This window comes from Allobosea eneae (assembly GCF_042657265.1).
GTDB classification, from domain to species: domain Bacteria; phylum Pseudomonadota; class Alphaproteobacteria; order Rhizobiales; family Beijerinckiaceae; genus Allobosea; species Allobosea eneae.
The window spans coordinates 61,176-82,596 of sequence record NZ_JBHSLW010000039.1; the positions used below are offsets into that span (position 1 = coordinate 61,176).

General features: G+C 66.6%; 27 protein-coding genes and 1 tRNA gene. 16 read left to right on the plus strand and 12 right to left on the minus strand.

Features of this window, described 5'->3' with window-relative positions; translation table 11 throughout:
* Positions 1–32 precede the first annotated feature (32 nt).
* Positions 33–953 (plus strand): DMT family transporter, encoded by a 921-nt coding sequence (locus tag ACFPOB_RS23140; protein WP_377800732.1) that lies wholly within the window; start codon positions 33–35, stop codon positions 951–953.
* Positions 954–1,034: 81 nt separating this feature from the next.
* On the opposite strand, the gene ACFPOB_RS23145 is transcribed toward ACFPOB_RS23140, so the two are convergent.
* Entirely contained in the window at positions 1,035–1,529 is a 495-nt protein-coding gene (locus ACFPOB_RS23145) for an outer membrane protein assembly factor BamE (RefSeq protein ID WP_377800733.1), read from the minus strand.
* Between the two features lie 117 nt (positions 1,530–1,646).
* On the opposite strand from ACFPOB_RS23145, the gene ACFPOB_RS23150 reads away from it, so the two are divergent.
* The 7 genes from ACFPOB_RS23150 to sugE all read left to right on the plus strand — a co-directional run bounded on the left by ACFPOB_RS23150 (position 1,647) and on the right by sugE (position 6,463).
* A complete protein-coding gene (locus ACFPOB_RS23150) occupies positions 1,647–2,183 on the plus strand; it encodes a ubiquinol-cytochrome C chaperone family protein (protein WP_377800734.1) in 537 nt (178 codons plus the stop codon).
* Complete coding sequence (locus tag ACFPOB_RS23155; RefSeq protein ID WP_377800735.1) at positions 2,180–2,728, plus strand: YceD family protein; 549 nt, start codon at positions 2,180–2,182, stop codon at positions 2,726–2,728. The genes ACFPOB_RS23150 and ACFPOB_RS23155 overlap by 4 nt, the downstream gene beginning before the upstream one ends.
* Before the next feature lie 115 nt (positions 2,729–2,843).
* Positions 2,844–3,911, plus strand: coding sequence for a phosphate acyltransferase PlsX (gene plsX, locus ACFPOB_RS23160; RefSeq protein WP_377800736.1), 1,068 nt, complete (start codon positions 2,844–2,846; stop codon positions 3,909–3,911).
* Positions 3,912–3,924: 13 nt separating this feature from the next.
* Positions 3,925–4,902, plus strand: coding sequence for a beta-ketoacyl-ACP synthase III (locus ACFPOB_RS23165; protein ID WP_377800737.1), 978 nt, complete (start codon positions 3,925–3,927; stop codon positions 4,900–4,902).
* Positions 4,903–5,103: 201 nt separating this feature from the next.
* Positions 5,104–5,418 (plus strand): integration host factor subunit alpha, encoded by a 315-nt coding sequence (locus ACFPOB_RS23170; RefSeq protein WP_137883763.1) that lies wholly within the window; start codon positions 5,104–5,106, stop codon positions 5,416–5,418.
* Positions 5,419–5,453: 35 nt separating this feature from the next.
* Positions 5,454–6,014, plus strand: coding sequence for a MerR family transcriptional regulator (locus ACFPOB_RS23175; protein ID WP_377800738.1), 561 nt, complete (start codon positions 5,454–5,456; stop codon positions 6,012–6,014).
* 134 nt (positions 6,015–6,148) lie between these two features.
* Positions 6,149–6,463: a quaternary ammonium compound efflux SMR transporter SugE gene (sugE, locus tag ACFPOB_RS23180; protein WP_377800739.1), complete on the plus strand. Its 315-nt coding sequence runs from the start codon at positions 6,149–6,151 to the stop codon at positions 6,461–6,463.
* Between the two features lie 277 nt (positions 6,464–6,740).
* Here sugE and ACFPOB_RS23185 read toward each other — a convergent pair.
* Together ACFPOB_RS23185 and ACFPOB_RS23190 are read right to left on the minus strand one after the other, a co-directional pair.
* Positions 6,741–6,818 (minus strand) — tRNA-Pro (locus tag ACFPOB_RS23185).
* A gap of 353 nt (positions 6,819–7,171) precedes the next feature.
* Positions 7,172–7,450 (minus strand): hypothetical protein, encoded by a 279-nt coding sequence (locus tag ACFPOB_RS23190; protein ID WP_377800740.1) that lies wholly within the window; start codon positions 7,448–7,450, stop codon positions 7,172–7,174.
* A 126-nt stretch (positions 7,451–7,576) separates the two neighbouring features.
* Here ACFPOB_RS23190 and ACFPOB_RS23195 point away from each other — a divergent pair, with 126 nt between their 5' ends.
* Together ACFPOB_RS23195 and ACFPOB_RS23200 are read left to right on the plus strand one after the other, a co-directional pair.
* A complete protein-coding gene (locus ACFPOB_RS23195) occupies positions 7,577–7,879 on the plus strand; it encodes an SH3 domain-containing protein (RefSeq protein ID WP_377800741.1) in 303 nt (100 codons plus the stop codon).
* A gap of 139 nt (positions 7,880–8,018) precedes the next feature.
* Positions 8,019–8,168, plus strand: coding sequence for a hypothetical protein (locus ACFPOB_RS23200; RefSeq protein WP_158673524.1), 150 nt, complete (start codon positions 8,019–8,021; stop codon positions 8,166–8,168).
* Between the two features lie 7 nt (positions 8,169–8,175).
* Here ACFPOB_RS23200 and ACFPOB_RS23205 read toward each other — a convergent pair whose 3' ends face one another.
* Positions 8,176–8,805, minus strand: a complete 630-nt coding sequence (locus ACFPOB_RS23205) for an alpha/beta hydrolase (RefSeq protein WP_377800742.1) — start codon at positions 8,803–8,805, stop codon at positions 8,176–8,178.
* Positions 8,806–8,874: 69 nt separating this feature from the next.
* Positions 8,875–9,807, minus strand: coding sequence for a ring-cleaving dioxygenase (locus ACFPOB_RS23210; RefSeq protein WP_377800743.1), 933 nt, complete (start codon positions 9,805–9,807; stop codon positions 8,875–8,877).
* A gap of 186 nt (positions 9,808–9,993) precedes the next feature.
* Between ACFPOB_RS23210 and ACFPOB_RS23215 the strand changes: the two genes are divergently transcribed.
* Together ACFPOB_RS23215 and ACFPOB_RS23220 are read left to right on the plus strand one after the other, a co-directional pair.
* A complete protein-coding gene (locus ACFPOB_RS23215) occupies positions 9,994–10,419 on the plus strand; it encodes a DoxX family protein (RefSeq protein WP_377800744.1) in 426 nt (141 codons plus the stop codon).
* Between the two features lie 95 nt (positions 10,420–10,514).
* Entirely contained in the window at positions 10,515–11,468 is a 954-nt protein-coding gene (locus ACFPOB_RS23220; RefSeq protein WP_377800745.1) for a LysR family transcriptional regulator, read from the plus strand.
* Between the two features lie 8 nt (positions 11,469–11,476).
* Here ACFPOB_RS23220 and ACFPOB_RS23225 read toward each other — a convergent pair whose 3' ends face one another.
* A complete protein-coding gene (locus ACFPOB_RS23225) occupies positions 11,477–11,980 on the minus strand; it encodes a YciE/YciF ferroxidase family protein (protein WP_377800746.1) in 504 nt (167 codons plus the stop codon).
* A 152-nt stretch (positions 11,981–12,132) separates the two neighbouring features.
* On the opposite strand from ACFPOB_RS23225, the gene ACFPOB_RS23230 reads away from it, so the two are divergent.
* Together ACFPOB_RS23230 and ACFPOB_RS23235 are read left to right on the plus strand one after the other, a co-directional pair.
* Positions 12,133–12,303 (plus strand): hypothetical protein, encoded by a 171-nt coding sequence (locus ACFPOB_RS23230; protein ID WP_175506841.1) that lies wholly within the window; start codon positions 12,133–12,135, stop codon positions 12,301–12,303.
* Between the two features lie 148 nt (positions 12,304–12,451).
* Positions 12,452–13,258 carry a class I SAM-dependent methyltransferase gene (locus ACFPOB_RS23235; protein ID WP_377800747.1) on the plus strand — a complete coding sequence of 269 codons (807 nt, stop codon included), beginning with the start codon at positions 12,452–12,454 and terminating at the stop codon, positions 13,256–13,258.
* Here the strand turns inward: ACFPOB_RS23235 and ACFPOB_RS23240 are convergent.
* From ACFPOB_RS23240 to ACFPOB_RS23250, 3 genes are read right to left on the minus strand one after another with little or no spacing between them, the layout of a single operon-like run.
* Positions 13,231–14,385: an acyltransferase family protein gene (locus tag ACFPOB_RS23240; RefSeq protein ID WP_377800748.1), complete on the minus strand. Its 1,155-nt coding sequence runs from the start codon at positions 14,383–14,385 to the stop codon at positions 13,231–13,233. The genes ACFPOB_RS23235 and ACFPOB_RS23240 overlap by 28 nt on opposite strands.
* Positions 14,382–15,620, minus strand: coding sequence for an O-antigen ligase family protein (locus ACFPOB_RS23245; RefSeq protein ID WP_377800749.1), 1,239 nt, complete (start codon positions 15,618–15,620; stop codon positions 14,382–14,384). Before ACFPOB_RS23245 ends, ACFPOB_RS23240 begins: the two co-directional genes overlap by 4 nt.
* Entirely contained in the window at positions 15,617–17,158 is a 1,542-nt protein-coding gene (locus tag ACFPOB_RS23250) for an undecaprenyl-phosphate glucose phosphotransferase (protein ID WP_377800806.1), read from the minus strand. The genes ACFPOB_RS23245 and ACFPOB_RS23250 overlap by 4 nt, the downstream gene beginning before the upstream one ends.
* Positions 17,159–17,678: 520 nt before the next feature.
* Between ACFPOB_RS23250 and ACFPOB_RS23255 the strand changes: the two genes are divergently transcribed.
* Both ACFPOB_RS23255 and mdtI read left to right on the plus strand, forming a co-directional pair.
* Entirely contained in the window at positions 17,679–18,035 is a 357-nt protein-coding gene (locus tag ACFPOB_RS23255) for a DMT family transporter (RefSeq protein WP_377800750.1), read from the plus strand.
* Complete coding sequence (gene mdtI / locus ACFPOB_RS23260) at positions 18,032–18,370, plus strand: multidrug/spermidine efflux SMR transporter subunit MdtI (RefSeq protein ID WP_377800751.1); 339 nt, start codon at positions 18,032–18,034, stop codon at positions 18,368–18,370. Before ACFPOB_RS23255 ends, mdtI begins: the two co-directional genes overlap by 4 nt.
* Positions 18,371–18,385: 15 nt before the next feature.
* On the opposite strand, the gene ACFPOB_RS23265 is transcribed toward mdtI, so the two are convergent.
* From ACFPOB_RS23265 to ACFPOB_RS23275, 3 genes are all read right to left on the minus strand, one after another.
* Positions 18,386–18,745 carry a hypothetical protein gene (locus ACFPOB_RS23265; protein WP_377800752.1) on the minus strand — a complete coding sequence of 120 codons (360 nt, stop codon included), beginning with the start codon at positions 18,743–18,745 and terminating at the stop codon, positions 18,386–18,388.
* 5 nt (positions 18,746–18,750) lie between these two features.
* Positions 18,751–20,121, minus strand: coding sequence for a sulfite oxidase (locus ACFPOB_RS23270; RefSeq protein ID WP_377800753.1), 1,371 nt, complete (start codon positions 20,119–20,121; stop codon positions 18,751–18,753).
* Between the two features lie 122 nt (positions 20,122–20,243).
* On the minus strand, positions 20,244–21,407 hold the full coding sequence (locus ACFPOB_RS23275; protein ID WP_377800754.1) for a glycosyltransferase: 1,164 nt from the start codon (positions 21,405–21,407) through the stop codon (positions 20,244–20,246).
* Between the last annotated feature and the right edge of the window lie 14 nt (positions 21,408–21,421).

The following is a 21,421-nucleotide window of genomic DNA, read 5'->3' on the forward strand; positions in this document are numbered from 1 at the left end:
TGTCATGGTCCGCCCGTCTCCAGGAGGACCAGATGACCACCCCAGCCGCTTCCGCCACCGCACGATCGGGGCACCTGACCGACCTTGCCTGTCTGCTCCTGCTGGCGACGCTCTGGGGCGCCTCCTACAGCTTCATCAAGCTCGGGGTCGAGACGATCCCGCCGCTGACGCTGATCGCGGCCCGCACGCTCATCGCCGGCGCGCTCCTGCTCGTCGTCATCCGCCTGCGCGGGCTCTCCCTGCCGCGCGATCCCGTCATCTGGCGGCGCTTCCTGATCCAGGCCTGCCTCAACAGCGCCGTGCCGTTCACGCTGATCGCCTGGGCCGAGACGAGCGTCGATGCCGGCCTGGCCACGATCCTCAACGCCGGCTCGCCGATCTTCGCCTTCCTGCTCAGCATGCTGCTCTTCCGATCCGAGGCAGCGGCCGGCCGCAAGCTCCTCGGCGTCGCCGCCGGCATGCTCGGGATCTGCCTGATCATCGGCGTCGAGGCGCTGTCGGGCTTCGGCCGCGAGCTCTGGGCCCAGCTCGCCCTCGTGGTCGCGGCGGCCTGCTATGGCGGCGCCGCGCTGTTCGGGCGCAATTTCAAGGGGCTCGACCCGATCATGCCGGCCGCCGGCTCGCTGATCTGCGGCGCCATCACCCTGATCCCGTTCAGCCTGGTCATCGACCGGCCGTGGACGCTCTCGCCCTCGGACGCATCGATCCAGGCCCTTCTGGCGCTGTCGGTATTCTCGACCGCGCTCGCCTTCATCCTCTATTTCCGGCTGATCGACCGTCTCGGCACGGTCGGGACGACCGCGGTCGCCTATCTGCGCGTGCCCACCGGCGTCGCCATTGGCGTTCTCGTCCTCGGCGAGCGCCTGAGCCCGACCGCCTGGGCCGGCCTCGCTTTGGTGATCGTCGGCGTGTTCGCGATGACGCTGCCGGAGCGAAAGTCCGAGCGGGCCTGAAGAGCCGGCGCTATCCCAAAGCAAAAAAAAACCCCGCGGCGGCGCCGCGGGGCTTTCGCATCTGGCGAGAAACAACGCCCGTCAGGAGCCGAACGGGGTGAACTTGGTGACGCCGCGGAACAGGTTGCGCAGGAAGCTCTGCTCCTCGCCACCGGTCGGGGTGGTGCGGCTGATGAAGTCGAAGATCACCCCGTCCTGCAGGCCGTAATTAGCGATGCGCTCGACCTTGAAGCCCTTGTTGAAATAGATCACCAGCACCTTTTGATCGATCACCTGGAAGTCCTGGAACTGGAAGCGGCGGCGCACGGTCTGGCTGATGTAATAGAAGGTGCGGTTGCCGACGGTCGAGGTCGTCGACGGCGTGCCGAGCGTGGTCAGCACCGTTTGAACGTCCATGCCGACCTTCACCTTGGCGATCAATTCCTCGTCCATGACGAAGCCGCGGGTGAACTCCTCGTTGAGGCCGGCCGAGGTCGGCGTGCGGAAGCCGAGATTGGTGGCGGTGCCACAGCCGGCCAGCGGCAACGCGGCGGCCAGCGAGCCGATCAGGACGGTACGGCGGGTCGGAGCAGTCATTCGTGGCGGATCCGAGGGAAGGCGCGCGGAGCGACCGCGCTTGTCAGGGTGGGTGCGCTTGGCGTAACGCCCGAGCATGGCTTTGGCAAGGCAAGTCGGGAAAAGCGAGGTAAGGCTGTGATCTTCGGCCTGTTCGGCAGGAAGCGTGCGCGGATGGCGCCCGCCAATGCGTTGCTGGGGCGCATCATCGATGCCTCGCGCGAGCCTGCTCTTTATCTGCAAGGAGGGGTTCCCGACGAGTTCGAGGGACGCTTCGAGGCGTTGACGCTGCATCTTTTTCTGGTGCTGCGCCGCCTGCGCGACCTGCCGGCCCCGGCGGCGGATATGGCGCAGGACCTGATCGACGCCAGCTTCGCTTATCTGGAACTCGGCTTCCGCCAAGGTGGAATCAGCGACATCGCCGTGCCGAAGCGGATGAAGAAGATCGGCCGCAGCTTCTACGGTCGCCTCAGCGGCTATGAAGAGGCGCTGGCAGCACAGGAGCCCGGCGCCTTCGAGAAAGCCTTGAAACGCAACATCGCCCCGGGCATCGACGCGCCAGCGCTCGCGCGCCATGTCGATGCGGCTGCCTCCGCCTTGGCCACGCGCTCGCTCGACGATATCCTCAGCATGGATCCGTTGTTTCCGCCTTTCGCCGACAGCATCACCACATGACCATGTCCCAGCAAGACCAGTTGCCGCTACGGCGCCCGATCCGCGTCGAGAGCATCACCCTGCGGCCGGTCGCGGCCGAGGTCGTGCCGGAGCAGGCCGATCTGCCCGCGATCGCGGCCTTTCTCGGCGTCGCCTCGGTCGAGGCGCTGGAGGCGAGTTATTCGCTCTCCCGAAATGGCGAGCGCGTGAAGCTCGAGGGCATGATCAAGGCGAGCCTGCACCAGAGCTGCGTCGTCACGCTCGATCCCTTCCCGGTCGAGCTCAACGTGCCGATCAAGCTCGACTTCGCGCCTGAGGCCGAGATCGCCGCCATGGCGAAGCCGTCCGAGGATGACGAGATCGATATCGAGGTGCTGCTCAACGAGGAGGAGCCGCCAGAATCGATCGTCGATGGCGTGATCGATCTTGGGGCGGTCACCCTCGAATTCCTGGCGCTGTCGCTCGATCCCTATCCGCGCAAGCCCGGAGTGGCGTTCAGCGAGCCGGCGCCCGAGACGCCGGCCGAATCGCCCTTCGCTGCGCTCCTGCAGCTGAAGCGCGAGTGATGATCGGCGAAATCCTCCGTGCTTTCCCTTGCGGCGAGCGTCCAACCCGCTATTGTCCGCCGCCCACCCGGCCGCCCCGGCAGGGGGCGCAGCCCCTGGAATCGATCACCACCGCATGACACGACCGGTTACAATCGCGCTCGACGCCATGGGCGGTGATCACGGCCCGTCCGTGGTCATCCCGGGCGCCGCCCTCACGCTGGAACGCCGTCCCGACGCGCGCTTCGTGATCTTCGGCGATGAGCGCGAGGTCGCGCCGCAGCTGGATGCGCATCCGAAGCTCAAGGCGGTCACCGCCTTCCATCACACCGAGGTCTCGGTGAAGATGGACGACAAGCCGAGCCAGGCTCTGCGCTATGGCCGCTACAAATCGTCGATGTGGCGCGCCATCGACGCGACCAAGACCGGCGAGGCCGACGTCACCGTCTCGGCCGGCAACACCGGCGCGCTGATGGCGATGTCGAAATTCTGCCTGAAGTCGATGCCGCAGGTCGACCGGCCGGCGATCGCCTGCTTGTGGCCTACGGTTCGCGGCGAGAGTGTCGTGCTCGATGTTGGGGCCACCATCGGCGCCGACGCCCAGCATCTGGTCGATCTTGCGGTGATGGGCGCGGCCATGGCCCGCGTCGTTTTCGACATCGACAGGCCGAGTGTCGGCCTGCTCAATGTCGGGGTCGAGGAGATCAAGGGCGTCGAGGCGGTCAAGGAGGCCGGCCGCATCCTGCGCGAGAGCGGCCTGCCGCATCTCGACTATCACGGCTTCGTCGAAGGTGACGATCTCGGCAAGGGCACGGTCGACGTCGTCGTCACCGAAGGTTTCACCGGCAACATCGCGCTCAAGACGGCCGAGGGCACGGCCAAGCAGATCGGCGAATATCTGCGGGCTGCGATGGGGCGTTCGCTGATGTCGAAAATCGGCTATCTTCTCGCCCGCGGCGCCTTCTCAGCGCTGAAGGAGAAGATGGATCCGCGTAAGGTCAATGGCGGCGTTTTCCTGGGCCTGGAAGGCATCGTGATCAAGAGCCATGGCGGCACGGACGCCGTCGGGTTCGCCAGCGCGACCGAACTCGGCTACGAAATGGCGCGCGAGAATCTGATGGCGAAGGTGCGCGAGATGGTCGCCGCGACGGCGCGGCCCGGTGCGGCACCGGCAGAGCCACAACAGGTCGCCAGCGGCGAGTAGGGAAGACACGTCCTTGTCCAGAATGCGATCCGTCCTGCGCGGCTGCGGCTCCTATCTGCCGGCGCGCATCATGACCAACGCCGAATTGGCGGCGATGGTCGATACCAGCGACGAGTGGATCGTCCAGCGCACCGGCATCCGCGCCCGCCACATCGCGGCGGACGGTGAGACCACTGGCATGGTGGGCCTGAAGGCAGCTGAGGCTGCGCTCGCCGATGCCGGCATTCTGGCAAGCGAGGTCGACCTCATCATCGTCGCGACCGCGACGCCCGACCACACCTTTCCCGCCACGGCGACCTATATCCAGGCCGAGCTCGGCATCACCCAAGGCGCCGCCTTCGATCTGCAGGCCGTCTGCTCCGGCTTCGTCTTCGCGCTCGCCACCGCCGACAAGTTCCTGACCAGCGGCGCCGCCAAGACCGCGCTCGTCATCGGCGCCGAGACCTTTTCGCGCATTCTCGACTGGGAGGACCGGGCCACCTGCGTGCTGTTCGGCGACGGCGCCGGCGCCGTGGTGCTGCGGGCGGAGGAGGGCACCGGCACGCTCGCCGATCGCGGCGTGCTGACGACCCATGTCCGCTCCGATGGCCGCTATGCCAACAAGCTCTATGTCGATGGCGGGCCGGGCTCGACAAAGACCGTGGGCTTCCTGCGCATGGAGGGCCGCGAGGTCTTCAAGCACGCGGTGATCAACTTGGCCGAGACGGTACGGCATACCTTCGAGGAGACCGGGCTCTCCGGCGACGACATCGACTGGTTCGTGCCGCACCAGGCCAATCGCCGCATCATCGACGCCACGGCGCACAAGCTCGGCATCGGCGAGGACCGGGTCGTCGTCACCGTCGACAGGCATGGCAACACCTCGGCCGCCTCGATTCCGCTGGCGCTCGCCGAGGCCCATGCCGACGGCCGGATCAAACCGGGCCAGCTTGTGCTGATCGAGGCGATGGGCGGCGGCTTCACCTGGGGCTCGGCGCTGATCCGCTGGTAGGCGTCCGGATTGTCAGCCTAAGCTAAACGCTTTTGATTTATGACATTTTCTTAGCGGTCGTCAGCGCGGATTTTCCGCGTTTTCAACCTATGCGGGTGTTTCGAGGATTGACCGCAGTCGCCTCGCCGCCTAGCGTCCGGCTCCGGTGGGGCTAGGGTTAACGGGGACGCCGCTGCTGAAAGAAACGCCTTGGAGGAATTGATGGCGGGGCAAACGATTACGCGGGCCGATTTGTGCGAGGCGGTCTATCAGAAGATCGGCCTGTCGCGGACGGAGTCTTCGAAGCTGGTCGAGGCGGTGCTGGACGAGATCTGCGATGCTGTCGCGCGCGGGGAAAACGTCAAGTTGTCCTCGTTCGGCTCGTTCGTGGTGCGCGACAAAGGCGAGCGAATCGGGCGTAATCCGAAAACCGGCGTCGAGGTTCCGATCGAGCCGCGTCGCGTGATGGTGTTCAAGCCGTCCAACGTGATGAAGGCGCGGATCAACGGACTGAACGGCGCAGGTGAGGAGGAGTGACTCTGGAGTTCCACGGCGGCGGATACGAGGCCGAATTGGATAACAAGAGCCCAGACGCATTCAGAACCATCAGCGAGGTCGCCGAAGACCTCGACATTCCCCAGCATGTCCTGCGTTTCTGGGAAACGCGCTTCTCCCAGATCAAGCCGCTGAAGCGCGGCGGCGGCCGGCGCTATTACCGGCCCGACGATGTCGCGCTGCTCAAGGGCATCCGCCGCCTGCTCTATGGCGAGGGCTACACCATCAAAGGCCTGCAGCGCATCCTGAAGGAGCAGGGGCCGCGCCATGTCCAAGCGATCGGCCGCGGCGGCGAGATCGTGGGCGGCCGTCCGCCTGCTCCTTCGCCGGCGGCGGCGGCCCGGATGGCTGATCCGCGCGCAGAGCCGATGCCGCCGGTTCAGCCCACCCGCGCTGCAGCGATCGCCGAGCCGGGCTTCGCAGCCAAGGCGCTGCTTTCGTCCCTGCCGCGCTCGGCCCAGCCGCTGGTCGGCGCCGACGACCTCGCTTTTCTGAAGGCGACGCTGTCCGAGCTGATCGAGTGTCGTCGCCTCCTGCACGGCGCCCTAGCGACCGCGAACGCCGGCGAAGACGGCTGAGTTCGGCAGCGCCAGCGACTTGAACCTTCGCGTCCGGATCGCTAGATCAGCCGGCGAGGACGACCTCCGCTGGCCTTTCGCCCGCGTTTCCCCCTAGGCGTGGACGACCCCGCCCTTCTCAATGGAGGGCCGCCATGGCCTGGATTTATCTTCTCTTCGCCGGTCTGTTCGAAGTCGGCTGGGCCATCGGGCTGAAATACACGCAGGGCTTCACCCGCCTCATCCCGACGCTGCTGACAGTCGGCAGCATGGTGGTGAGCCTTGGCCTGCTCGGCCTTGCGTTGAAGACCCTGCCGCTCGGGACGGCCTATGCGCTCTGGACCGGCATCGGTACGATCGGCACCGCCACCCTCGGCATCATCCTGTTCGGCGAGCCGGCGACGGTGCTGCGCCTTGCCTGCATCGGCCTGATCGTCGCCGGTATCGTCGGGCTCAAGCTCGTTTCTTGAGATTCTCGACCGGGTAATCGGCTCGCTTATTCAGCGTATTCGGTTGGTCGTTATCGATTGCCCCGCTGGTCAAACCGGGCGCGACCGGACGAGCGTGTCGGTTACGACTGCTGATCACGGCCGGTGGGCCCTGTTCGAAAGGCGCGATGCGAGCTTCTGTCGGGACTTCGTCGGCACCTTTTGTCCCGGATGCCGCAATTTGCGCCGGGCTTGTTTCGCCGAGCGGCTGCCAGCCTTCGCGGGCTAGTCCGTAAGATATCGATACTTAAGAGAAAAATGGTCGGAGCGAGAGGATTCGAACCTCCGACCCCTTGTCCCCCAGACAAGTGCGCTAACCGGGCTGCGCTACGCTCCGACGCGACGGCTTATAGAGGGCCGGCCGCCGCGATGCAACGCGGCAATTGCCGCTATGCGCATGGGATTCACATCTGCCGATCGTCATGCGTCGGCGGCGCGACTTCGGCAGGGTGATGCCTCTGCGGGTGGTTCGGCGAACCAGGGTGCGGACGAGGCCGGCGAACACGATCGCCAGCGGCAGAGCCATGACGACATTGTTCTAGAAAGCAAGCCAGAGTGACGCTGACAGCGTCGCGATGGCGGCGAAGCCAAGGAGGAGGTGGTCATGGCCGCCACCACCCCGCTGCGGCGGCCAAGCCGGCGTCCCGGCGATCAACCGTGCACCGACTGTCCCGGTGCAGAGGGCCATCGTCAAGCGAAGTTCAGGGCAGGGCGCTGGCGCAATCGTCGCTTCTCGGCCGGGCGCGCGTTGCGTGCCACGCGCCGCTCGCTCTTCAGCTTGGGCGGACACAACTCGGTACCGACGGGCGGCGTTGAAACTGGCGATTGTTCGGTCATTATGGCCGTAAGCCCGAATGGATCGAACGCGCTGGTGACGGTCCGCTGGCCGATGCGCGCCTGTGCATCGGCATAGTCGGCGGCCTGCTCGCGCACTCTCTCGGCGATCACCTTGAAAAGCTGGAACATCATGGCTTTCGTCTCCTGGCCGCATCGCGGCGTTGCGAGAACAACGCGTGAGATTGCTTCGGGTGCCACGGCCCGCGACGGCCGAGATGTTTCGCGGCATGGTGACCTGTCCGACTGGGGAATGACGCCATGATCCGCACAGCTCTGCCGGTTCTGCTTGGCCTCTTGCTTTTCGGCGGTGACGCGAGGGCGTCGCTGTTTTGCATCGTGCCCGAAACGGGGGATGGCTTTGTCGCGCTGCGCGCTGCCCCCGGTGCGAAGAGCCCGCTGATCCTGCGCATGAAAGGAGGCGACGAGGTCCAGATCGTCGAAGGCGGACGCGGCGGCTGGAGCAAGGTCAGGTATTGGCCCAGCGATGCCCGGTTGGCGAAGGGCTATGACGGCTTCACCGAAGGCTATGCCGCGCGCCGCTTCCTCAGGGATTGCGGGTGATCCAGCGAGGCCGCGCAGCCCGGCCCGGGTGAACAAGAGCTGTCAACAGTAATATTTCATTAACGAATTCTGTTCAAATCCAGTTCACAGAGTGAAGGTTATCTTCATGATACTGGCACCAATTCATGGAGGCCCCGCCATGACCCTGGACTGGCGCAACAGCCTGATGCTCGGCTTCATCGCGGCCGTGTTCGTCACCTGCCTGTTCGGCCCCTATATGATCTCGGTTATGCTCGGCGGGCTCGGCCTGACGTGCTATCTCACCAAGCACGCCAGGCCCGGAGCCTGAGCCCGTCTCACGCCGCGAACGCGAGGCGCTGAGCCAACCAGTCCCGCACCAGCCCCAAATCCGCCTGCGACAGGCCGTGACCGGTCGGCAGGCTGCGGTGCTCGACCACAGCCCCCGCCTCGGCCAATGTCGCTGCCAGCCGCGCCGCACTCTCCTGCGGGATGATCGGGTCGAAGCTGCCGGAGACGATCAGCACCGGCTTGGCCGCCAGCGTCACCGCAGGCGGCTTGACGAAGGGCGACATCGCCCGCAGCAGCACCGCTCCCGCCAGCACCTCTGGCCGCAGCAGCAGCATCGCTGCGGCGATGTTGGCGCCGTTCGAGAAGCCAAGCGCGATCGGCGCCGGCAGCCCATATTCCGCGCGCGCCTGCTCGACGAAATCGGCGAGCTCATGCGTCCGCCGGATGAGGTCGTCCTCGTCGAAGACACCCTCGGCCAGACGACGGAAGAAGCGCGGCATGCCGGCCTCCAGCGTCCGTCCGCGCGGCGAGAGCAGCGCCGCGCCCGGCGCGACGGTGCGCCCGAGCGGCAACAGGTCGTTCTCGTCACCGCCGGTGCCGTGCAGCAGCAGGAGCGGCGCCGGGCCAGGCGCAGTCGCCGGCTCGAAGCGGTGGATGAAGGTTTCGGACGCACTCATGTCATCCCTCCTTTCACAGTGAATATCCAGCGAGGGGCGCCCCGCCCGAAGGCGGAGCGCATTCATTGATCAGACCAGAGCCGGCAGGACGGCCTCGATCTCGGCGCGGCGCGTCTCATACTGCGCCGGCAGCTTGAGGGCGCCGCCGAGGTCGTCGGCCGGCTCGTCGATGGCGAAGCCGGGTGCATCGGTCGCGATCTCGAACAGCACACCGCCGGGCTCGCGGAAGTAGACGGAACGGAAATAGTTCCGATCCCTCTGCTCGGTGGGGTGCAGGCCGAAGATATCGGTCAGCGTCTTCACCATGCGGGCCTGCTCCGCGTCGCCGCCGGCGCGGAAGGCGATGTGATGCACCGAGCCCGCGCCCATCCTCGCCGGCAGGAAGCCACCGGCCGCGCGCAGGTCGACAACGCCGCCATGAGCGGTGCCCTCCGCCCGCATGCGGACGGTGTTGCCCTCGCGGCCGGCCTCGACGAAGCCGAAGACGTCGCGCAGGATCGCGGCGGTCGTCTGCGTCTTGTCGAGCAGCAGGGTGACGCCGTGGAAGCCGCGAATGGCGGATTCAGGCGGCACCTCGCCATTGTCGAATGCCGGCTCGCTCTCGGAGCCGGGCACCGCAACCAGCGCAAGCCGCATCCCGTCCGGATCGCGGAAGCTCAGCACGGTCTCGCCGAAGCGCTTCTGCGGGGCATCATGGGCGACGCCGTTGGCGATGAGACGATGGGTCCAGTAGCCGACCGCCGCTGCAGGGATGCGGAAGGCGGTCACTTCCGTCTCGCCGACGCCGAGCCGGCCGGGCGCGACATGCTCCCAGGGGAAGAAGGTCAGGATCGTGCCCGGATTGCCGCCGGCATCGCCGAAATAGAGATGCCAGGTGGTCGGGTCGTCGAAGTTCACCGTCTTCTTGACCAGGCGCAGGCCGAGGACGCGGCTGTAGAAGTCGAGATTCCGGCGCGCCGGCCCGGCGATGGCGGTGACGTGGTGGATGCCGTTGATTTGCATGACGCTAGTCCTCCGGGCTGCGAGAAGCGGCCCTCGTTGACGCCAAGATGATTGCGGCTCGCCAAATTGCCAGATCCAAATAATTGCATAAAAGCAATCTAATGATCGTGAAATGTCAATTTGAATTGCATGATCGAGATGGTCATTTTGCGAGCCAGACCAACACCGGTCCTTCGGAGAAAGACCATGATCGACACCCGTTTCGCCCCTTATGGCGCCCTGACACTGCGAGTCGCCCTCGGCGTCATGTTCATTGCCCACGCCTATCTGAAGCTCGCCGTTTTCTCGGTTCCCGGCTTCGCCGGCTTCCTCGGCCAGGTCGGCCTACCCGGTTTCCTCGCCTGGCCGATTATACTAGCGGAAGTGATCGGCGGCCTTGCCATCCTCGTCGGCTTCTATGGCCGCTACGTTTCGGTCCTGCTGCTGCCGATCCTGCTCGGCGCGCTCGTCATCCATGCCCCGAACGGCTGGGTCTTCAATGCTCCGAACGGCGGCTGGGAATATCCCGCCTTCCTGGCACTGACGGCGTTAGCCCATGCCCTGATCGGCGACGGCGCGCTGGCGCTGCGCCCGGCCGGCGTTTCGGCGACAGCCAAGCCGGCCCTGGCCTGAGCGCGATCTCGCTGACAAACGAACGGGCGACAGGTTGCTGCAGCCTGTCGCCCGTACCATGTATCGGGGAAGCCGACTCGCCCGGAGCCGCCCGCTTGCCGACCACCACCTCCTCCGTCGCCTGGGACGATTTCCGGCTGATCAAGGCCATCGCCGAGGCGCGGAGCTTGCCGGCGGCCGCCGAGCTGATCGGGCTCAACCATTCGACCGTCTTCCGCCGCCTCGGCCAGATCGAGGAAAGCCTGGGCACGCGCCTGTTTGAGCGGCATCGCTCCGGCTATGTGCCGACGCCGGCCGGCGAGGAGATGGCGGTCCTGGCCGAGCGGCTCGAGACCGACATCGCCGGCTTCACCCGGCGCCTTGCCGGCCGCGAGATCCTGCCGGCGGGTGAATTGCGCGTCACCACCAACGACACGCTGCTGGTCGAGCTGCTGACGCCGCTCTTTGCCACCTTCATGCGGCAATGCCCGGAGATCAAGCTCGACGTCCTGCTCGGCAACCAGGCGCTCAACCTCAGCAAGCGCGACGCCGATGTCGCGATCCGTGCCACTGACAATCCGCCCGAAAACCTGATCGGTCGGCGCGCTGCCCAGATCGGCTGGGCGCTTTATGGCCGAAGCGTCGATTTCCCCGATTCAACACCGCAGGCCGAGGAGAGCTTGCGCGATCGACCCTGGATCTCGCTTGGCGACCAGTTCGGCGCGTTCAAGGTGGTTCAGCACGTGCAGAAGATCGTCCCGGCCGAGCGGGTGGTCTACAAGATCAACACCGTGCTCGGGCTGACGGAAGCCGTAGAGGCCGGGATCGGGATTGGTTACCTGCCCTGCTTCATCGCCGACAAGCGGCCGGCGCTACACCGGCTCGGGCCGCCGCAGGCGGGCTATGCCGCCGATCTCTGGCTCCTGACCCATCCGGATCTGCGCCACTCGCCGCGGGTGCGGCTCTTCCTCGATTTCATGGCCCAAGAACTGGCCAAGCTGCGGCCGTTGATGGAAGGCAGCCCGGCAGGCCGGGAGGACACCGAGGCGCCCTCACCGGCCGAAGCTTAAGCGAGGCGTCAGGCTGCCTTCCGGTTGATGCCGGATTCCGCCAGCTTGGTGAGCTTGCTGTCGGCGGCATACTCCTCGTCGAGATTCTGCTGCAGCAGGGCGGCGCAGTCCTCGCGGCCGAGCTGTTTGGCCCAGGCGGTCAGCGTGCCGTAGCGGGTGATCTCATAGTGCTCGACAGCCTGCGCCGCGGCGATGATGGCCGCATCCAGCACCTGCTTGTCCTCGACCTCGCCGGTCACGTCGTCGGCCTCCTCGAGGATGCCGTCGATCGCCGGGCAATCAGTGCCCTTGGCCTCGACCCCATGCTGCTGGAAGACCTGCTCGAGCCGGCGGATATGGCCTTCGGTCTCGCCGAGATGCGCCTGCAGACCGTTACGCAGCTGCGTATCCGTGGCCTTCTCGATCATCGTGGGCAGAGCTTTCCTGATCTGCTTCTCGGCGTAGTAGATGTCCTGGAGCTGATGCACGAAGAGATCGTCCATCGTCTTGATATCCTTGGAAAACAGGCCCATGCCTTCCTCCTGCTCGCATGATGCGGATTGCTGAAACCGATGCCGCTTGCAGACGACATGCTTCCCTGTCGCTGCAACGTCCGCCGGCGTGAACGGTTCCGAGATATGCGATGGCGGATGCGGCCTGCCGGCATCTGAGCTAGGCTGGCGCCATGGAACTGCTCATTCCCCTCATCGCGGGCCTGGCGCTGATCTGGCTGATCGGCCGCGGCGTCCCCTGGAACGCCAAGCTGATGACCGTCGTCGTCACGCTGGCGGTCATCGTCGTGATCCTCTTGCTGGAGCGCAACGACCTCTGGCCCGAGGCGTTCCGGCGGCGCTGAGCTGCGTCGCCTGCCTGTGGTTGTCTCTTTTCGAGGCGGTGCGGCTGGGCGCTCGTTAACCGTCCCTTAAGGCTCTGATTGCGCCCCCTTCGCCTTAGGCGCAGGGTCGCCGCCTCTTGTCAGGAAAGCGGGACATATCGTGATGTCGATGGCGTTGGCTGATCATCGGCCGCTGCGGCCGCAGGGCGCTGTCGTGACCGGCAAGGGCTCGCTGGAGAGCTTCTTCGCCGGGCTCCAGCCCGACTGGCATTCCAGCTGGGCTTGGGACCACTACGAGGCGACGATCCTGGCGCTGATGCACCAGTTCGGTCTCAAGCGGCTCTGCGAGATCGGCGGCGGCCGCGATCCGCTCTTCACCGCGCAGGAAGCCCGTCGCTATGGGCTCGACCTCGTCGTCAACGACATTGACGCGGGCGAGCTCGCCCTGACGCCGGAGGGCTTGCGCACCGCCCGCTTCGACATTGCCGGAGACCTCGGCGAGCCGGACATCGCCCGCAACGGCTATGACATGATGGTCTCGCGCATGGTGTTCGAGCATGTCCATGACGTCGAGCGCGCCTGGAGCAACATCCACGCTCTGCTGGCGCCGGGCGGCATCGGGCTGGCCTTCGTGCCGACCTTGTGGGCGCCGGTCTTCGCGCTCAACCACGTCCTGCCTGAGAAGGCCTCGCGCGCCATCGTGCACGCGCTTTTTCCGGCGCGGCGAGAGGGCGGCGGCGATCCGAAATTCCCGGCCTTCTACGACTGGTGCCGCGGCAGCCGCAGCACGCTTGAGCCGATGCTGCGGCGCGCCGGGTTCAACGACATCCACATCCAGCCCTTCTGGGGCCATGGCTATTTTGACCGGATGCCGGGCCTGCGCGGACTGGATGCCGCGTTCAACCGGCTGGCGGCCAAGGCCGAGTGGCGCTTCGTGACGACCTACGCCTATGTGGTCGTACGCAAGGAGCGCTGAGCCGGGAGAGGGGAGGCGGAGCGCCGGTCCGGCGCAAGGCTGGACCCGCCCTGCCGGCGCCGCCCCTGCATCGAGCGCAGCAGCGGCTGCTCGACATAGCGATAGACCATGAGGGCGACGAGGCAGGAAGTCGCTGTCGCCACCGCAACATAGACCGTGAGCGGCAGTGCGCCGCCGATGAGCTGCGTCCAGAGATTGCGCAGCGGGCGCAGCACGAAGGGATGCACCAGATAGAGGCTGTACGAGGCGTTGCCCAGGAGCACTGCCATGCCCGCCAGCCGCGACGCTGATCCCTGTGCATCGGCCGGATTGCGATAGAGCGCCGCAGCCGCGACGATCATCAGGGCGGGCACGCCCCAGCGCAGCGCATCCGGGACAGGCCAGTCCAGCAAGCCCGGCCAATCCAGCAGGCCGGCGAAGCCGATGAGCGCCAGCAGCAGCGCCGGCATCGCGCCGAGCCGCCATCCCGCGAGATAACCGAGCGCGAGCAGACAGCCGAAGGCGAATTCCAGGATGATCGACTGGGTCCAGAAGGCGAGCTGGACCTGCGACGGCTCGTACGCCAATCCGATGCCGGCCAGCACGGCAAGGCCGGCCGTCAGTGCCAGCACGGCCCGGCGCATCGGCAGGACGAGCGTGCAGGCGAACAGCGCATAGAAGAACATCTCCAGGTTCAGCGTCCAGCCCAGCGCCATCACCGGGCGGATCTCGCCCGGCGCCCGCAGGGACGGGATGAACAGATAGGACGACAGCACATGCTGCCAGTCGCCGATCGGCACATTGAGCAGCTGCGGGGCGACCAGCGCGCCCAGCAGCAAGAGCGTCGTCAGGAGCCAGTAGAGCGGCACGATGCGGACGAAGCGGCGCCACAGGAAGCTGCGCCATCCGCCGGGGCGCTGGAACAGCTGCGTCGAGCTGTAGACCATGATGAAGCCGGAGATGACGAAGAAGATGTCGACGCCGCTGCCCCAGCGCAGGAAGGAGCCGTCGATCGGTGGGCGAGCGAGCACCGTCCCCATGACCTGCGTCTCGTGGATCGCATGGCCGATCACGACGAGCAGCGCCGCAAGCCCGCGCAGGACCTGGATGGCGCGATTCTGGCGGGTGTCTCCGGCGATGGCGGTCATGCCGTCACCTCGGCCGGACGGCGGCGGGCGATCGCAGCCAGCCCCCAGATCAGTCCGAGCAGCAGGTAGAAATGGCGCCAATGGTCGGTGTCGATCTGGATGCCCTGCAGGATCGTGACGAACAGCACCGACCACAGCACGATCGCATGGCTTTGCAGCGGGCCGCGCCGGAAGACGAGCCACCAGCCGGCCCAGCAGGTGGCCGCGGTCAGGGCCAGCCATGAGAAGCCGCCCAGCCACCCATAGGAGGCGAAGGCGTTGATGTAGACATTGTGCGGGTCCTGTTGGAGGAACAGCCAGCGGAAGCGTAACGGCCCGAAGCCGTTGGGCTCCGACAGAAGCATCGGAATCGAGCGGAGCTGGCTGCCGAAGCGGCCGGTGACGCCCTGGTCGTAGTCCTGGCTGAGGCTGGCGCGGACCTCGAACATCTCGCTGATCACGTCGAACGACAACGCGATCAGGAGCGTGACCACAGCCAGGAGCAGGCTGGTCAGCGTCAGCACTACGATCCGCGCCCGCATCCTGGAGCTCTCTGCCATCAGGAAGGTCAGGAGCTGCATCATCAGCACGGCGGCGACCAGATTGCCCCAGGCGCCGCGCGAGAAGGTGAGGAACAGCGCCGCGAGCGGAACGCTGACCATGGCGAGGCCGCCGAGCAGGCTGCGCCGTCCCAGCAGGATGTCCTGCAGCACGAAGACGATCGGCAGCACGAGGAAGGGCCCGAGCACGTTCGGGTCCTTGAAGGTCGCCGAGGCGCGTCCGTTGAGGGTCAGGCTTTCGCCGAGGCCGGCGATGTCGAAATAGCCGATGATGGCGAGGATGCCGGTGCACCAGGTCGCGAAGAGATAGCCGCGCTTCAATGCCTCGAGCCGCGCTTGCGTGTCATCCGCCATCACTGCGGCGAGCACGATGGCGGTGACCATCATGTAGAACGAGACGGCGATGAAGCGCACCGCGTCGGGATCATGCATCCAGGGCACGAGCGAGATCGCCCCGCCGAGATTGAAGGCAAGCAACAGCAGCGCAAGCGGCAGCAGCGCGCGCGACAGGCGGATGCCGGTGAGCGCGAACACAGCCAGCACCAGCAGGAACGCGATCTCATAAGGGGAGGGCTCGATGATCGCGACCCAGCTGCTGGCGGTCAGCAGCCAGAGCGATCCGCGCTGCAGACCTGCCTGCGTCAGGCGCGGGCGAGACCGCCTGCCGAGACCGGGGCTTGGCGCCAGCGTGCTCAATAGGCGTTCTCGTTCTTGGTCATCAGCGAGAACGGCGTCTTGATCAGGATGTAGAGATCGAGCAGCACCGACCAGTTCTCGATGTAGTAGAGATCATGCTCGACGCGGCGCTGGATCTTGTCCTCCGTGTCGGTCTCGCCGCGCCAGCCATGGATCTGGGCCCAGCCGGTGATGCCGGGCTTGACCTTATGGCGGGCGAAATAGCCGTCGACCACCTGCTCATAGGCCCGGTTCGAAGCGGTGGCGTGGATCGCGTGCGGCCGCGGGCCGACCAGCGAGAGGTTGCCCTTGAACACCACGTTGAGCAGCTGCGGCAATTCGTCGATCGAGGTCTTGCGGATGAAGCGGCCGACGCGGGTGACGCGAGGGTCGCCCTTGGTCACCTGCTTGGCGGCGGAGAAATCGCTCATCTCATGATAGAGCGAGCGGAATTTCAGCACTTCGATCAACTCGTTGTTGAAGCCGTAGCGCTTCTGCCGGAACAGGATCGGCCCCTTCGAGTCGAGCCTGACGGCGATTGCGGTCGCGATCATCAGCGGCGAGAGCGCGATCAGCGCCAGCGTGCCGACGATCTTGTCGAACAGCCATTTGACGACGATGTCCCAGTCGGCGATCGGCCGGTCGAACACGTCGAGAACCGGCACCGCGCCGATATAGGAATAGGAGCGCGGCCGGAACCTGAGCTTCGACATATGGGCCGAGAGGCGGATGTCGATCGGCAGCACCCAGAGCTTGCGCAGCATGGCGAGCAGGCGCGCCTCGGCCGAGATCGGCAGGGTGAAGATCACCAGGTCGAGCTTGGTGCGGCGGGCGAACTCGACGAGGTCGTCGATCGTGCCGAGCTTGGGATAGCCGGCGACGAGATCGGGCGAGCGGTCGTCGTTGCGGTCGTCGAAGATGCCGCAGATGCGCAGGCCGGTATCACGCTGCGCCTCCAGCGCCTTGATCAGCTCTTCGCCGGCGGGGCCGCCGCCGACGATCGCGGTGCGCCGCTCCAGCCGCCCCATCCGGGTGAGACGCAGCACGATCAGCGTGACCGCGGCACGTTCGGCGAGCAGGAGCACGAGACCGACGCCGTAGAAGCCCGCGAGCCAGACGCGCGAGACCTGGTCGCCGACCTTGAGGAAGAAGAACCCGGCCAGCGCCAGCAGGAACAGCACGGTCCAGCCGGCGGTGATCCGCACCGCCATGCTGATGAAATTGCGCAGCGCACCGACATGGTAGAGGTGCAGCGCCTGGAACACGGCGAGCGCGCCGAGCGCCAGCAGCGGCACGGTGAGTTGATAAGGCAGGGTGTAATCGACCACGCCGGCGACGTAGAGGGCGAAGATCAGCCCGCCGACGCCGAGGATCACCACGACATCGGCGAGGCGTACGAGGCCTTCGATCAAGACCGGCGACAATGTCTGCTTGACCGGCATGGCGGCGATGCGCTCGGCCAGCGGGTGGAAGGCCCGGGTGCCGCTGGAGTCTCCGCTCATCGGCGCGGAGCCGGCGGAATCCGCCTTGATCAGGTCGCGAACGTCGAAAGCGCCCATGTGGTCCAGTCCCCGCTCGCGCATGGCGATCGATACGCGCGCCACGCCAAAAGCCATCTCGACCTAGCGCAAATTGCTCACGGAAGACTTAATCGGACTCTGCGGAAGCGATCGGGATTTGAAGCGAATTCAGCCCGGCGGGGCGCCTCGAAACCACATCGTGAAAGCATCTTTTTTCTCGGGCTGAGAAAGGTCGATTTTCGCTCGGGCCTTCAAGGTATTAGCGCAGGGTTTCGAAGGTCGGAAAATGGGTGGTGAATACCCCTAAAGTCGTGTTTGAGTTGACAAAAAGCATAGGTTCGGGCATCTGAGACGGCGATGAGTGTCTGAGAAGCACATATTTCGTTGACCTTGCCCCCGGGTATTTCCGGTGATTTGGGCGTAGGTGTGTGCTGGCCTCCGGCGAAAGCCTGAGCGCTCCTTTCATCTCGAACATCGTCTCTTAAACGCTAACGATGCGCACCCCGCAGTCGCCGCACCCGCGCCGTCTGCGCCCCGGGCCAGCGCCCTTGTGTGACTTATGTCTTTTCATTGGTTGATCCTGCTCGCGGCCATCGCCGTGGAGCTGCTTGCGACGTCGGCGCTGAAGGCCTTCGTCGCGGGCCCGGTCCTCGTTGCGGTCCTGCCGCTCGTGTTGATCGGATTGTCCTTCGCCCTGCTCAGCGTCGCCCTGCGGGTCATCCCCATGGCCGTCGCCTATGCGGTCTGGGAAGGCCTCGGCATCGTCGGCATCGCCCTGATCGGCCATGCCTTCTTCGCCGAGCATCTGACGGTTCCGCGCATCCTCGCACTGGCCCTGATCATCGGCGGTATCGTGCTGCTGGAGCGCGGCGTCGGTCACGGCGCTTCTGAGGAGGACGAGCGGAGGCTGGTGTGACCTTCGCTGCGTCCGCGCAGGCCTTCGCGCTTGCCTGGCTCGCGCTCGCCGTCGCCCTCGAGGTGATCGGCACCAGCCTGCTCAAGATCTCCGATGGGTTGAAGCGCCGGCTCGTCGGCATCCTCGGCGTGCTCTGCGTCGTCGGCGCCTTCGCCGCCCTGGCGCAGGCGATCCGCGGCATGGACCTCTCGGTCGCCTACGCCGTCTGGGGCGGCGTCGGCCTCGTGCTGACGGCCGTGGTCGGCGCGCTCGCCTTCGGCCAGCGCATCCGCCCGGCCGGCTGGCTCGGCATCGTGCTGGTTGTCGCCGGCGTCGTGGCGCTCAAGCTGTTCTGACCGCAGGGCGGCGCCTCAGTTCAGGAACGGGTTCTTCCACCCGCCCTGCTGGGATGGCGCCTTCGGTGGAAACACCTCGGCGAGATAGTCGAGCACCTTGCCGCGCTCGTCCGTGGCGAGGGCCGGCATGTTGTGCTTGGTCACCATCCAATCGAGCGTCTCGCCCCATTTCTCGCGGCTCATGCCCTGCGCCGCGACCAGCTTGAAGTTGTGGCAGGCGATGCAGGCATAGAAGGCCTCGTCGCGGTTCGGCCCGGCCGGGAACATCTCAGGCGTCTCCTCCGCGGGGGCAGGGGCCTGCGCCAACGCCGTGGGCACGGCGAGGAGAACTCCCGCGCCGAGCATGAGCCCGGCGCGGCGAATGCCAGCGATCATGACGCTCACCCGACCAGCACCGCGACCCGGTGCATCGGGTTGGCGCCATAGCCCTGCGGGTTCCAGCCCCCGGCGACATGCGGCTGCGCCCGGCCCTTGCTGTCGGTCGCGCGGACCCAGAGCTCGTAATAGCCGTCGGAGGGCAGCTCGACCTCGGCCGTCCAGCGTCGCCAGTCATAGCGGTTCTTCGGCTCGGCTGCCTTGGCCGGCTGCCAGGTCGCGCCGAAATCGATCGAGACATCGACGCGCGAGACGCCCTCATGCCCATCCCAGGCGGCTCCGCGCAACGCGAGCTTGCGGGTGCCGGCGGCCAGGCGCGTGCCGTTGGCGGGATTGGTGATGATGCCGCGCACCGGCATGTCGGTCATGGTGCGCATGTTGGCATCGTCGGTCTTTCCGCCGGGGATCATCGGCTTGATCGCGACGGAGTAGGAGGTGCCGCCCATGCCCTGGCCGTCATGCACCTTGTCGCGGATGGCGATCCGCTTCAGCCATTTATGCGAGACCGAGGCCGGGAAGCCCGGGATGATCACCCGCAGCGGCCCGCCATGGATCGCCGGCAGCGGCTGGCCGTTCATCCCCCAGACCAGGAGCGCATGCGGCTCCAGCGCTGCCGCGATCGGCACGCCGCGCGAGATCGCGTCCTTTGTCGAGTCGCCCGAGAGGTGCTGGTCGGCACCGAAATTGCCGGTGTGGACTGCGGTCGATTTCAGGCCGGCGCTCTGCAGCACGTCGGCGAGCGGCACGCCGGTCCATTCGGCGCAGCCGGCGCCGCCATTGGTCCACTGGTTGCCGCGCGCCTGCGGCTGGAAGAAGGAGCGGCCATTGCCGCCGCATTCCAGCACCATGCGGAAGGTCTTGTGCGTGAACTTCTGCTTGAGCTCGCCGAGCTTGATCTTCAGCGGCGTGTTGACCTCGCCATCGATGGTCAGCTCCCAGGCATCGCCCTCGGTGAAGGGCTCCGGCGTCTGGCCATTATTGCGGACGTAGAACTTCTCGAACGGCGTGGTGTCGTCGTCGAGCATGTGCTCCGGCGTCTCGGCGACGAGCGGGCGGTCGCCGAGCAGGACCAGCCCCTTGGCCTTGCCGGGAAAGTCGAGCAGTTGCGGTCCTTTCGGCGCTGCGGCCGCCGGGCCTGCAGACGGAGCGGGGGGCGCAGGCGGCGCGCTTTGCGCCATTGCGGCCGGGATCAGTCCGCCTGGCATGGTGTCCGAGAACGGGATCGTGCCGCCCACCGCAGCGCCCATGGCGGCGAGCCCGGCGCCGCCGAGAAAGCCGCGGCGCGAGGCACCGGTCCGGCGGCCGAAGGCGAGAGCGTCACCCCGCTCCGGGTCGTCGCCATAAAGTTCGCTCAGGGACCGTTCCTGCTTGGCCATGCTGTCCTCCCTTGGGCGTCGTTGATCCTGCACCCTGGAGCAGGATGCGCGAACGCAGAATATTATTCTACCGGTAAGGTTCCGCTCCGGGCCGGCGATCAGTGGCTGCCGTTCGGCTCGCTTCAGCCGACGCGCCTGGCGAGCGCGGCCCGATAGGCGTCGAGAACGCCGTCGACCATGGTGTCGAGACGGAAATTGGCCTTCACGTGCAAGGCGAGATCGGCCGCCTGCGCGAGCCGTTCCGCCGGCGGGATCGCCAGCGTCGCGCGCATGGTGTCTGCGAGGATGGTCGGGTCGTTCGGCGGGATCAGCCGGCGCGCATGCCCGGGGCCGTAGATCTCCTTGATGCCGCCGACATCGGTGGCGATCAGGGGCTGCGCCGCAGCGGCTGCTTCGAGAATCACATAGGGCAGCGATTCCGCCCGTGACGGGATCACCATCACATGCGCCTTGGCGAGCGCGGCGCGGATCGGCCCCGGCGGCTCGAACACGCATTGCGCTGCGACGCCCTCGTCGACCGTCATCTGCCGCAGCAGCGCCTCGTCCGGTCCGGAGCCGACGATCAGGATGCGCGGCGTCAATCCGTCCCTGCGTTTCAGCAGCGCGAGCGCTTCGATCAGCGTGTCGACCCCCTTGGCCGAGCGCAATTCGCCGAGATAGACGAGATCGAACGCGGCCTCGGCGTGGTCGATCGGCTCGAACTCGGCCTCTGAGATGCCATTTAGCACGATGCGATGGTCGGTGCGCGGCTTGTGGCCGATATGGGCCTCGAAGCGCCCGGCGATGAAGGCGCTCTCGAACAGGAACATGTCGGTTGCCGGCTCGAGCAGGCGCTCGATCGTCATGTAGATGCGGTGCGCGGCGCTGCCGGGCTTATAGTTGAAGCTGCCGCCATGCGGCGTATAGGCAGTGACGTAGCTGCGCCCGGGCGACACCAGGGCGGGCAGGCGGGCATAGACGCCGCCCTTGGAGCCATGGGCGTGCACGATCTGGGGGGCGAGCCGCTTGCGCGTGGACACCGCCGCTGCTTGCGCACGCATGTCGGTGACGCTCGGATAGCGCGACATCGGCACGCGGGTGACGCCGAGCGAAAGCTGCGGCTCGAGTTCGGCAAAGACCTGGTCGGCGCGCGGGCCGCCGGTGGTCGAGTCGCAGAAGATGCCGACGGCGTGGCCGCGGGCGATCTGGCCGCGGGCGAGGTCGAGCACATGGCGGAAGAGCCCGCCGAGCGGCGCCCGGAAGACGTGCAGGATCCTCAAGGGAGCAGAGCTGACTGCGGCGGGCATGATCGCGAAGTCCC